This window comes from Streptomyces cavernicola, assembly GCF_029968035.1.
Lineage (GTDB): Bacteria > Actinomycetota > Actinomycetes > Streptomycetales > Streptomycetaceae > Streptomyces > Streptomyces cavernicola.
This window is the reverse complement of the sequence record NZ_JASCIQ010000030.1, coordinates 1-11,891: the sequence shown is the minus strand read 5'-3', so window position 1 is coordinate 11,891 and position 11,891 is coordinate 1. Positions and strand designations below refer to the sequence as shown.

Below are 11,891 nucleotides of genomic sequence, written 5' to 3'. Positions count from 1 at the left end.
CTTGTATACAGGGGGAACTACCAGGTGAGCACGGGCACATCGACAGGTTTCTGCCGGGTCACCGTCGCAGCGCCGGACAGTCGTATCGATGTGGCGCTGCCCGAGGACCTGCCGATCCAGGACATCTATCCGGAGATCGTGCGGCTCTCGGGCATGGCCCACGACGACAACGCCCTCGCCGGCTACCACCTGGTGCGCCGCGACGGCGACGTGCTCGACGCGAGCCGTTCGCTCCTCGAGCACCGCGTGCGCGACGGCGAGGTGCTGCTGCTGCGGCCGTTCGCCGATTCGCTGCCGCCGGCCGTCCACGACGACGTGGTGGACGCGGTGGCCGCGGCGGTCAAGCAGGATCTGCGCGGGTGGAACGACAACCTCATGCGCGTCGCAGGACTCGTCTCGGGCGTACTGCTCCTGACGATGCTCGGCTTCGTGCTGTGGTTCGCGGATCCCATGCGCCACGACATGAACGGCCTGCAGGGCATCGTCGCGGGCATCGTCGCCATCGCGCTGACCGCCATCGCGGGAGTACGGGGGCGGGTCTACGACGACCGGGGCGCCGCGGTCGCACTCGGCATCGCATCACTTCCACACGCACTGATCGCGGGTTCCGGCATCCTTCCGCAGGGTGAAGGAGAGGGGCCGGGGAAGCTCCAGTTCCTGGTCGGCTGCGTGGTCGTACTGATCTTCTCCATCGTGCTGATCATGCTGCTGCCGCAGGGTGACGCACCGTTCGTCGCCGCGGCGCTCGCCGCCGTCATCGGCACGCTCGCCGCGTTCGTCGGCATCCTCACCAAGGCCGAGCCGCGCGAGATCGCCGCCGGCACCGCCGTCGTGGCCGTCGCCGTGATCGGCTTCCTGCCCGGCTGGTCCGCCCGGTTCGCCAAGCTGCCGATCGGCTTCCGCTCGCCGGAGGACCTGGCCCGCGCCCGCCGCGAGGGCCAGGAGGGCAGCCTCGAGGCCGTCGACGTCCAGCGCATCGTCGCCCAGACCAGCCGCGGCCACGAGCTCCTGCTCGGCATGGTCGGCGGTTGCGCCATCGTCATCGTCGGCTCCGCCGGTGCCGTCCTCGGCTTCAGCGACAGCGGCTGGGCCCAGCTGGTCGCCCTGGTCGTCGGCCTCGCCGCGATGCTCCGCGCCCGGCTGTTCCGCTACACCGCGCAGGTCACCTGCCTGCTGGTCTCCGGCGTCGTCACCATCGCCCTGCTGATCCTCGGCCTCGCGATCTCGCCGCCGCTGGAGATGCTGAAGGACCTCTACACCGGTGACTCCGGCCCGGTCGACCTGCGCACCCTGTGGCTCGGCGCCTGCGTCCTGGCCGGTGCGCTGCTGCTGATCGCGATCGCCCTGATCGTTCCGCAGAAGGGCCTCTCCCCGTTCTGGGGGCGGATGCTCGACCTCGCCGACTCGCTGGTCCTGCTCTCCCTCGTCCCGCTCTGCCTGGCCGTCCTCGACGTCTACGCGAAGATGCGCGGAGGGATCTAGCGCCGCCGCATCACCAGAACGAGTGAGCCGCAGGGGCCCGGGACTTCCCGGGCCCCTGCGGCGTATCCGGGCCCGACAGGAAAACCGGCACTGCGGACAGAAAACCGGCACTACAGAAGAAGCGCATGACGGTCGGCCCCGATCGCCCGTGGTAAAGCCCCCGCAGACCGACTGCTAGTCTGTGTAGCGGCCGTTTGTGTACGCGTCCCCGGAGCCCTCAGAAGCACTGGAGACAGCGACCGGCGGATCCCGCCTCCCGAGTCACGGAAGCTCCCCTGAGATGTAGACCAGGGGCACTCGGTGGCACCAACCAGACACATGAGGAGTTCGCGTGTCCCTCGACACCGCCACGAAGAAGCAGATCATGGCCGAGTTCGCCACCAAGGAGGGTGACACCGGCTCCCCCGAGGTCCAGGTCGCCCTGCTCTCGCGCCGCATCTCGGACCTGACCGAGCACCTGAAGACCCACAAGCACGACCACCACTCCCGTCGTGGCCTGCTGATCCTGGTCGGCCAGCGTCGCCGCCTGCTTCAGTACCTGGCCAAGAAGGACATCACGCGCTTCCGCGCCCTCGTCGAGCGCCTCGGCATCCGCCGCGGTGCGGCGGGCGCCAAGTAAGACGCCGTGAAGGGAGCGGTTCCCACGCTTAGGGGGCCGCTCCCTTTGCTGTACGTGCGCACAGAGCACGACGGCTTTGTACTCTGGTCGCGGAACGTCGTACGAGACGTACGTCACGCATGACGGAGCGTCCCGCGCGGCACAGCCCGTACCGGACACCGCGCAATACCGCGGAACACGCAGAACAAGACGATACGCACGAGGAGAGGCGACCTCCGCCGACGCCGGTCCTCGGTAGTGGCCCCCGGGAAAACGAAGTGCAATCCCCGGGTGCTTCGATCGAAGACCGGCCCGCACTCAAGGCGCTTCTCCACCCCGTCCCTTCGCCACACGGGCGACGCGGACAAAAGACGACAGTTCCGGAAGTCAGCAGACCCCGGAACGACAAGCAAACGGAGAGATCGCTAGTGGAGAACGAGACCCACTACGCCGAGGCCGTCATCGACAACGGCACCTTCGGCACCCGCACCGTCCGCTTCGAGACCGGCCGCCTGGCCCGTCAGGCCGCCGGCTCCGCCGTGGCCTACCTGGACGACGACACGATGGTCCTCTCGGCCACCACCGCGTCCAAGAAGCCCAAGGACCAGCTCGACTTCTTCCCGCTCACGGTGGACGTCGAGGAGCGGCAGTACGCGGCCGGCAAGATCCCCGGCTCGTTCTTCCGCCGTGAGGGCCGTCCCTCCGAGGACGCGATCCTGACCTGCCGTCTGATCGACCGCCCGCTGCGCCCGTCCTTCAAGAAGGGCCTGCGCAACGAGATCCAGGTCGTCGAGACGGTCATGGCCCTCAACCCCGACCACCTCTACGACGTGGTCGCCATCAACGCCGCCTCCTGCTCCACGCAGCTGGCCGGCCTGCCCTTCTCGGGCCCGATCGGCGGCACGCGCGTGGCGCTCATCAAGGGCCAGTGGGTCGCGTTCCCGACGCACACCGAGCTCGAGGACGCCGTCTTCGACATGGTCGTCGCCGGTCGCGTCCTGGAGGACGGCGACGTTGCGATCATGATGGTCGAGGCCGAGGCCACCGAGAAGACCATCGAGCTCGTCAAGGGCGGCGCCGCCGCCCCGACCGAGGAGATCGTCGCCGCCGGTCTCGAGGCCGCGAAGCCCTTCATCAAGGTGCTCTGCAAGGCCCAGTCGGAGCTGGCCGCCAAGGCCGCCAAGCCGACCGGCGAGTTCCCGATCTTCCTCGACTACGAGGACGACGTCCTGGAGGCGCTCACCGCCGCCGTCAAGCCCGAGCTCGCCCAGGCGCTCACCATCGCCGGCAAGCAGGAGCGCGAGACCGAGCTGGACCGCGTCAAGGCGCTCGCCGGCGAGAAGCTCCTGCCGGAGTTCGAGGGCCGCGAGAAGGAGATCTCCGCCGCGTACCGCTCGCTGACCAAGACCCTGGTCCGTGAGCGCGTCATCAAGGAGAAGAAGCGCATCGACGGCCGCGGTGTCACCGACATCCGCACCCTGGCCGCCGAGGTCGAGGCCATCCCGCGCGTGCACGGCTCCGCCCTGTTCGAGCGCGGCGAGACCCAGATCCTGGGCGTCACCACGCTGAACATGCTGCGCATGGAGCAGCAGCTGGACACCCTCTCCCCGGTGACCCGCAAGCGCTACATGCACAACTACAACTTCCCGCCGTACTCCACCGGTGAGACCGGCCGCGTCGGCTCCCCGAAGCGCCGCGAGATCGGCCACGGCGCCCTCGCCGAGCGCGCCCTCGTGCCGGTCCTGCCGACGCGCGAGGAGTTCCCGTACGCGATCCGTCAGGTGTCCGAGGCCCTCGGCTCCAACGGCTCGACGTCCATGGGCTCGGTCTGCGCCTCCACCATGTCGCTGCTGAACGCCGGTGTGCCGCTGAAGGCCGCCGTCGCCGGTATCGCCATGGGTCTGATCTCGCAGGAGATCGACGGCGAGACGCACTACGTCACCCTCACCGACATCCTCGGTGCGGAGGACGCCTTCGGCGACATGGACTTCAAGGTCGCCGGTACGAAGGAGTTCGTGACCGCCCTCCAGCTCGACACCAAGCTGGACGGCATCCCGGCCTCCGTCCTGGCCGCGGCCCTCAAGCAGGCCCGTGACGCCCGTCTGCACATCCTCGACGTGATGACCGAGGCGATCGACGTTCCGGACGAGATGTCCCCGAACGCGCCGCGGATCATCACCGTCAAGATCCCGGTGGACAAGATCGGTGAGGTCATCGGCCCGAAGGGCAAGATGATCAACCAGATCCAGGAGGACACCGGCGCCGACATCACGATCGAGGACGACGGCACGATCTACATCGGCGCCGCCGACGGTCCGGCCGCCGAGGCCGCCCGCGCCACGATCAACGGCATCGCCAACCCGACCATGCCGGAGGTCGGCGAGCGCTACCTGGGCACCGTCGTGAAGACGACGACCTTCGGTGCGTTCGTCTCCCTGCTGCCGGGCAAGGACGGTCTGCTGCACATCTCGCAGATCCGCAAGCTCGCCGGCGGCAAGCGCGTGGAGAACGTCGAGGACGTCCTCGGTGTGGGCCAGAAGGTCCAGGTCGAGATCGCCGAGATCGACTCCCGCGGCAAGCTCTCCCTGATCCCCGTCATCGAGGGTGAAGAGGGCGACGCGGACAAGGCCGACGACAAGAAGGACGACGCCGCCAAGTGACGTCCCGTAGCACCACGACGACGGCCCGCCCCTCTTCGGAGAGGCGGGCCGTCGCCCGTACTCAAACCCTGCTCAAGGGCAAGGACGGCATCGGCACCGTGCGCCGCACGACCCTGCCGGGCGGCCTGCGCGTCGTCACCGAGACCCTGCCCTCCGTGCGCTCCGCGACCTTCGGGATCTGGGCGAACGTCGGATCGCGCGACGAGACGCCGTCCCTGAACGGCGCCACGCACTACCTGGAACACCTCCTCTTCAAGGGCACCAAGAAGCGCACCGCCCTGGACATCTCCGCCGCGATCGACGCGGTGGGCGGCGAGATGAACGCCTTCACGGCGAAGGAGTTCACCTGCTACTACGCGCGCGTGCTCGACACCGACCTGCCGCTCGCGATCGACGTGGTGTGCGACATGCTCACCGGCTCGCTGATCGAGCAGGAGGACGTCGACGTCGAGCGCGGCGCCATCCTCGAAGAGATCGCGATGACCGAGGACGACCCGGGCGACTGCGTGCACGACCTGTTCGCGCACACCATGCTCGGCGACACCCCGCTCGGCCGCCCGGTCCTCGGCACCGTCGACACGGTCAACGGCCTGGACGCGCCCCGTATCCGCCGCTTCTACAAGAAGCACTACGACCCCCGCCACCTGGTGGTCGCGGCCGCGGGCAACGTCGACCACAACAAGGTCGTACGCCAGGTCCGCGCCGCCTTCGAGAAGGCCGGCGCCCTCAAGGACCTGGACGCGACGCCGATCGCGCCCCGCGACGGCCGCCGCGCCATCCGCACCGCGGGCGGACTCGACGTGGTCAACCGCAAGACCGAGCAGGCGCACGTCGTCCTCGGCATGCCCGGCCTGGCCCGCACCGACGAGCGCCGCTGGGCCCTCGGCGTCCTCAACACGGCGCTGGGCGGCGGCATGTCGTCCCGCCTCTTCCAGGAGGTCCGCGAGAAGCGCGGCCTGGCCTACAGCGTGTACTCGTACACCTCGGGCTATGCCGACTGCGGCCTGTTCGGCGTGTACGCGGGCTGCCGCCCGAGCCAGGTGCACGACGTGCTGCGGATCTGCCGCGACGAGCTGGACCAGGTCGCCGAGCACGGCCTCTCCGACGACGAGATCGGCCGGGCCATCGGCCAGCTCGCCGGTTCCACGGTCCTCGGCCTGGAGGACACCGGCGCGCTGATGAACCGCATCGGCAAGAGCGAGCTGTGCTGGGGCGACCACATGTCCGTGGACGACATGCTGGCCCGGATAGCCGCGGTCACCCCGGACGAGGTGCGGGAGGTGGCACGCGACATCCTGGGACAGCGCCCCTCGCTGTCCGTCATCGGCCCGCTCAAGGACAAGCAGACGGCCCGGCTCCGCGAAGCGGTCGCGTAAGGGCGTCAGGCTCTCAACTCCCGTAAGGAATCAAGCACATGAGCAAGCTGCGCGTGGCGGTCCTCGGCGCCAAGGGGCGGATCGGCTCCGAGGCGGCCCGGTCCGTCGAGGCCGCCGAGGACATGGAACTGGTCGCCGCCCTCGACCGCGACGACAAGATCGAGACCCTCGCCGAGGCCGGCGCCCAGGTCGCCGTCGACCTGACGCACCCGGACGCGGTCCTCGGCAACCTCGAGTACTGCGTGTCCAACGGCATCCACGGCGTCGTCGGCACGACCGGCTGGACCGAGGAGCGCCTCGCGCAGCTGCGCGGCTGGCTGGAGGCCTCGCCCTCCACCGGCGTCCTGATCGCCCCGAACTTCTCCATCGGCGCGGTCCTGACCATGCAGTTCGCCCAGAAGGCGGCCCGCTTCTTCGAGTCGGCCGAGGTCATCGAGCTGCACCACCCGAACAAGGCGGACGCCCCGAGCGGCACCGCGCACCGCACGGCCCAGCTGATCGCCGCGGCCCGGGAGAAGGCAGGCTGCGCGCCGCAGCCCGACGCCACTTCCACGGCCCTCGACGGCGCCCGCGGCGCGGACGTCGACGGTGTGCCGGTGCACTCGGTGCGCCTTCGAGGGCTCCTCGCCCACCAGGAGGTGCTGCTCGGCGGTGAGGGCGAGACGCTGACGATCCGCCACGACTCGCTGCACCACAAGAGCTTCATGCCGGGCATCCTGCTCGGTGTGCGCCGCGTCGTGGACACCCCGGGCCTGACCTTCGGCCTGGAGCACTTCCTCGACCTCGACAGCTGACGGACCGGTCGATACTCCGATGCGCGCAAAGATCACGTACTTCGCCCTGGCCGCCGCCCTGGTCGTCTACTTCGTCCTGGTCGGCAGCCGCGGGGTGCTGCTGATACGCCAAGGCACGGCGATCACCGTCACGTTCGGCGTCGCCGTCCTCGTCCTGCCGCTGATCGGTGTGTGGTTCCTCTGGAAGACCACGCAGTTCGCCCGTAAGGCCGACGCGCTGGCCGCCGAGCTCGAAGCGGAGGGCGGCCTCCCGGTCGACGAGCTCAAGCGGCTGCCCAGCGGCCGGGTCGACCGCGACTCGGCGGACGAGGTCTTCGCCAAGCGCCGCGCGGAGACGGAGGACTCGCCGGACGACTGGCGCTGCTGGTTCCGTCTGGCGGTCGCCTACCACGACGCCCGGGACACCCCGCGGGCCCGCAAGGCCATGCAGCGCGCGATCGCCCTGCACGACGGGAAGTGACCGGCCCCGGCCGTGAAACACCCCCGCCCCTGACCCGAACTCATCGGGCAGGGGCGGGGGTTGTGTCGTTCTACGGCGCTACGCGACGGCGCGGTACTCGTCCGCCCACGCCTCCACCGAGTCCGCGGCCCGGTCGAAGGCCTCGCGGCGCGAGAGGAAGTCCGCGCTCCGGTCGGTGAGCAGCGGGGCCGCCAGCGTCTCGCCGCCCCGGCAGACGAGCAGGAGCGCCTGCCCCTGCACGGTCCGCGGCAGGCCGAGCCACCGCACCGGCTGCTGCGCGGTGCGCACGGCGACGACCTGCGCCCACGGGACCGTACGCGTACGGAAGAACCCGACCTGGCGCACCCCGCGCGCGCTGACCCACGTCCCGATGCGCAGGATCCGCACCGCCGCGGCGACGATGAGCGCCCCGCCGACCCCGCACCCGAACGCGCCGGGCGTCTCCCCGGCGAACGCGATGATCACCGCGGCGAACAGGACGTACGAGGCGAGCAGCAGCAGCAGCGCGGCGGCGGCGACGCGCCATGGGCCGGGCCGGTAGGGGCGGCGCCACATGTCGCGGTCGTCGTACGGCAGCGCGACGTCGTCCGGCGCTTCGTCAAAAGCGCGGTCGGCCGTCAGGAAGGGCAGGGGCACGACTGGTCCTCACTCGAAGCACGCGTTGGGCTGTGTGCCCGGTGAGGCTACCCAGAGGGGCGGACGGGCGGCCACCCTCGGGGAGTTCGGCCGCGTCGTGCCGCCCCGGGCCGCGAGGTGCTGAGGGTGGGTCAGCGTCCCTCTGCTGCTTCGGACTGCTGGCTGGACGCGGGCGACTGCTCCGGGGAGAGCGCGGGCAGCCCGAAGAGCAGCGAGCCCACGAGGCCTGCGACCAGCGTCGCGCCGATCAGGAAACGGCCCATGATCTGACTGGCCGTCGCGCGTTCACGGGGCGGGGGAGTGACGTTGCTGCGGTACTTGTCGGCTTCGGCGATGAAGGCGAACGGGACGGAATCGCGCCGACGGAACATGAGGGGCGGGGCTCCTTGCTGTCTCTGGGACCACACGGGTCTCGAACTGAATCGCTACTACCGATTCAGACGTTCAAAAGGCCACATTGGTGCCCCGAATCGGGAAATTCACCGGAGAACGTTGCAGAGCACCGCCGAACGGCCCTGTGTCCGTGCCGACAGGAGATCCTCGCCGCCGGCGTGGCCCGCGAGGTCGCCCGCTCGGTCCTGCCGGTCGCTCCTTTCTCCTCGACGTACGCGAGGTGCGATGCGCGCTCGCTGACGCACTTCCTCGGCCTGCGCACCCGGCACGGACCAGCCCAGGTGCCGTCCTTCCCGCAGCGGTTCCGTGCGGGCTCTCGGGGGCTGGCACAGATGTACGGTCAGCCGTGCGAAGTGTCCGTATTGCGGCATTTCGAGAAGTTCATCTAGCCTGATCAAACGGACCCGGCACTGCTTGAACCCCCGAGCAGGCAGTGCCGGGATCCTCTGTTTTCCGCCTCTATGTAGGGCCGCTCACGTGCCCCGAGGGGGGACCTCGCACTGAGCAGCGAGTAGCGTGTTACCCATGGCTCCGACCTCGACTCCGCAAACCCCCTTCGGGAGGGTCCTCACCGCCATGGTCACGCCCTTCGCGGCGGACGGCGCACTCGACCTCGACGGCGCGCAGCGACTCGCCGCTCACCTGGTGGACGCAGGCAACGACGGCCTGATCGTCAACGGCACCACCGGCGAGTCCCCGACCACCAGCGACGCGGAGAAAACCGAGCTCGTACGAGCCGTGGTGGAGGCGGTCGGCGACCGAGCCCACGTCGTCGCCGGAGTCGGCACCAACGACACCCGGCACAGCATCGAACTCGCCCGCGCCGCCGAGAAGGCCGGCGCACACGGCCTCCTCACCGTCACGCCGTACTACAACAAGCCGCCGCAGGAAGGCCTCTACCGGCACTTCACCGCGATCGCGGACGCCACCGAGCTGCCCGTCATGCTCTACGACATCCCCGGCCGCAGCGGTGTGCCCATCAACACCGAGACGATCGTCGCGCTCGCCGAGCACCCGCGGATCGTCGCCAACAAGGACGCCAAGGGCGACCTCGGCCGCGCCAGCTGGGCCATCGCCCGCAGCGGCCTCGCCTGGTACTCCGGCGACGACATGCTCAACCTCCCGCTGCTCTCCGTCGGCGCGGTCGGCTTCGTCTCGGTCGTCAGCCACGTCGTCACGCCCGAGCTGCGTGCCATGCTCGACGCGCACCTCTCGGGTGACGTACGCAAGGCGACCGAGATCCACCAGAAGCTGCTGCCGGTCTTCACGGGCATGTTCCGCACCCAGGGCGTCATCACCACGAAGACCGCCCTCACCCTGCAGGGCCTCCCCGCCGGACCGCTGCGCCTGCCGCTGGTCGAGCTCTCGGACGAGGAAGCGCACCAGCTCAAGATCGACCTCGCCGCCGGCGGGGTACAGCTCTGATCAACAGACTTCACAACTGAACAGCCGCACAACTCAACAAGCACCACACACGCAACACAGACAGCACAGACGAGAACTGCAGACGACAACTGCACCTGCACGAATGTCATGCGCGCCACGTGCCTCTGGGTACGTGGCGCGTGTGGTTAGGAGAGTCTTTTGAGTCATCCGCACCCTGAGCTCGGCTCCCCGCCGAAGCTGCCCGAGGGCGGCCTGCGCGTCACCCCGCTCGGCGGCCTCGGCGAGATCGGCCGCAACATGACCGTCTTCGAGTACGGCGGACGCCTGCTGATCGTCGACTGCGGAGTGCTCTTCCCCGAGGAGGAGCAGCCCGGAATCGACCTGATCCTGCCGGACTTCAGCAGCATCCGGGACCGCCTCGACGACATCGAGGGCATCGTCCTCACCCACGGGCACGAGGACCACATCGGCGCCGTCCCGTACCTGCTGCGCGAGAAGCCGGACATCCCGCTGATCGGCTCCAAGCTGACCCTCGCCCTGATCGAGGCCAAGCTCCAGGAGCACCGCATCCGCCCGTACACCCTCGAGGTCAAGGAGGGGCACCGCGAGCGGATCGGCCCCTTCGACTGCGAGTTCGTGGCGGTCAACCACTCCATCCCGGACGCCCTCGCGGTCGCCGTCCGCACCCCGGCGGGCATGGTCGTCCACACCGGCGACTTCAAGATGGACCAGCTGCCGCTCGACGGCCGCCTCACGGACCTGAACACCTTCGCGCGTCTGGCCGAGGAGGGCATCGACCTGCTCCTCTCGGACTCGACGAACGCCGAGGTCCCCGGCTTCGTGCCGCCCGAGCGCGACATCTCCAACGTGATCCGCTCGGTCTTCGGCAGCGCCCGCAAGCGCATCATCGTGGCCAGCTTCGCCAGCCATGTGCACCGCATCCAGCAGATCCTCGACGCCGCCCACGAGTACGGCCGCAGGGTCGCCTTCGTCGGCCGCTCCATGGTCCGCAACATGGGCATCGCCCGCGACCTCGGCTACCTGCGGGTGCCGCCGGGCCTCGTCGTCGACGTGAAGACGCTCGACGACCTGCCGGACGACGAAGTGGTCCTCGTCTGCACGGGCTCCCAGGGCGAGCCGATGGCCGCGCTCTCCCGCATGGCCAACCGTGACCACCAGATCCGCATCGTCCAGGGCGACACCGTGATCCTCGCGTCGTCCCTGATCCCCGGCAACGAGAACGCGGTCTACCGCGTGATCAACGGCCTGACGCGCTGGGGCGCCAACGTGGTCCACAAGGGCAACGCCAAGGTCCACGTCTCCGGCCACGCGTCGGCGGGCGAGCTGCTGTACTTCTACAACATCTGCAAGCCCAAGAACCTGATGCCGGTCCACGGCGAATGGCGCCACCTGCGCGCCAACGCCGAGCTCGGCGCCCTCACGGGGGTGCCGCACCAGAACATCGTGATCGCCGAGGACGGCGTGGTCGTCGACCTCGTCAAGGGCAAGGCCAAGATCGTCGGCAAGGTCCAGGCGGGATACGTCTACGTCGACGGCCTCTCGGTCGGCGACGTCACCGAGTCCTCCCTCAAGGACCGCCGCATCCTCGGCGACGAGGGCATCATCTCGGTCTTCGTCGTGGTGGACTCCACCACCGGCAAGATCACGGGCGGCCCGCACATCCAGGCGCGTGGCTCCGGTATCGAGGACTCGGCATTCGGAGAGGTCATTCCGAAGATCGGGGAAGCGCTTGAGCGCTCCGCCCAGGACGGCGTCGTGGAGCCGCACCAGCTGCAGCAGCTGGTCCGCCGCACGCTGGGCAAGTGGGTCTCCGACAACTACCGCCGGCGCCCGATGATCCTTCCGGTCGTCGTGGAGGTCTGACCTCCTTCGCCTCGCTGGAGGCTTGCGGCAGCGCCAACTGGGAGCGGGGCGCCTCGATTTGCATCGGGGCGCCCCGCTCCAGTAGCTTTGCATCTCCGCCAGAACGCAACAGGCGCACTTCGTGTGCCAGGAGCGACTCCCTCGGGGAGGGCGGCACATCAAACTCAGCGCGATCTCCCTACGGGGTCAATTTCGGCATGCCCGAATTGAATTCCGAGGCCG

General features: G+C 69.4%; 10 protein-coding genes and 1 pseudogene. 9 read left to right on the top strand and 2 right to left on the bottom strand.

What is annotated here, in order from left to right; all coding sequences use genetic code 11:
* Positions 1-24: 24 nt before the first annotated feature.
* The 6 genes from eccD to QIS96_RS25590 all read left to right on the top strand — a co-directional run bounded on the left by eccD (position 25) and on the right by QIS96_RS25590 (position 7,370).
* A complete protein-coding gene (gene eccD, locus QIS96_RS25615) occupies positions 25-1,482 on the top strand; it encodes a type VII secretion integral membrane protein EccD (protein WP_282545097.1) in 1,458 nt (485 codons plus the stop codon).
* A 331-nt stretch (positions 1,483-1,813) separates the two neighbouring features.
* On the top strand, positions 1,814-2,101 hold the full coding sequence (gene rpsO, locus QIS96_RS25610) for a 30S ribosomal protein S15 (protein ID WP_282516991.1): 288 nt from the start codon (positions 1,814-1,816) through the stop codon (positions 2,099-2,101).
* A gap of 407 nt (positions 2,102-2,508) precedes the next feature.
* Entirely contained in the window at positions 2,509-4,740 is a 2,232-nt protein-coding gene (locus QIS96_RS25605; RefSeq protein ID WP_282545096.1) for a polyribonucleotide nucleotidyltransferase, read from the top strand.
* Complete coding sequence (locus tag QIS96_RS25600; RefSeq protein WP_282545095.1) at positions 4,737-6,116, top strand: M16 family metallopeptidase; 1,380 nt, start codon at positions 4,737-4,739, stop codon at positions 6,114-6,116. The genes QIS96_RS25605 and QIS96_RS25600 overlap by 4 nt, the downstream gene beginning before the upstream one ends.
* Before the next feature lie 38 nt (positions 6,117-6,154).
* Positions 6,155-6,910, top strand: a complete 756-nt coding sequence (gene dapB / locus QIS96_RS25595; RefSeq protein ID WP_282545094.1) for a 4-hydroxy-tetrahydrodipicolinate reductase — start codon at positions 6,155-6,157, stop codon at positions 6,908-6,910.
* A 19-nt stretch (positions 6,911-6,929) separates the two neighbouring features.
* Positions 6,930-7,370, top strand: a complete 441-nt coding sequence (locus QIS96_RS25590) for a tetratricopeptide repeat protein (protein WP_282545093.1) — start codon at positions 6,930-6,932, stop codon at positions 7,368-7,370.
* A gap of 78 nt (positions 7,371-7,448) precedes the next feature.
* Here the strand turns inward: QIS96_RS25590 and QIS96_RS25585 are convergent, their stop codons facing one another.
* Together QIS96_RS25585 and QIS96_RS25580 are read right to left on the bottom strand one after the other, a co-directional pair.
* Positions 7,449-8,006 (bottom strand): PH domain-containing protein, encoded by a 558-nt coding sequence (locus QIS96_RS25585; RefSeq protein WP_282545092.1) that lies wholly within the window; start codon positions 8,004-8,006, stop codon positions 7,449-7,451.
* A 131-nt stretch (positions 8,007-8,137) separates the two neighbouring features.
* On the bottom strand, positions 8,138-8,377 hold the full coding sequence (locus tag QIS96_RS25580; RefSeq protein ID WP_282545091.1) for a hypothetical protein: 240 nt from the start codon (positions 8,375-8,377) through the stop codon (positions 8,138-8,140).
* A 159-nt stretch (positions 8,378-8,536) separates the two neighbouring features.
* Between QIS96_RS25580 and QIS96_RS25575 the strand changes: the two are divergent.
* The 3 genes and pseudogenes from QIS96_RS25575 to QIS96_RS25565 all read left to right on the top strand — a co-directional run.
* Positions 8,537-8,701: pseudogene (locus tag QIS96_RS25575) on the top strand (FAD-dependent thymidylate synthase); the annotation flags it as partial.
* Positions 8,702-8,924: 223 nt separating this feature from the next.
* Positions 8,925-9,824, top strand: a complete 900-nt coding sequence (dapA, locus tag QIS96_RS25570; RefSeq protein WP_282545090.1) for a 4-hydroxy-tetrahydrodipicolinate synthase — start codon at positions 8,925-8,927, stop codon at positions 9,822-9,824.
* A 159-nt stretch (positions 9,825-9,983) separates the two neighbouring features.
* Entirely contained in the window at positions 9,984-11,669 is a 1,686-nt protein-coding gene (locus QIS96_RS25565) for a ribonuclease J (protein ID WP_282545089.1), read from the top strand.
* Positions 11,670-11,891: the final 222 nt, after the last annotated feature.

Coding starts and splice junctions, on each gene's coding strand:
- QIS96_RS25590 (WP_282545093.1), top strand. CDS start 6,930: ATGCGCGCAAAGATCACGTACTTCGCCCTGGCCGCCGCCCTGGTCGTC.
- QIS96_RS25580 (WP_282545091.1), bottom strand. CDS start 8,377: ATGTTCCGTCGGCGCGATTCCGTCCCGTTCGCCTTCATCGCCGAAGCC.
- dapA (WP_282545090.1), top strand. CDS start 8,925: ATGGCTCCGACCTCGACTCCGCAAACCCCCTTCGGGAGGGTCCTCACC.
- dapB (WP_282545094.1), top strand. CDS start 6,155: ATGAGCAAGCTGCGCGTGGCGGTCCTCGGCGCCAAGGGGCGGATCGGC.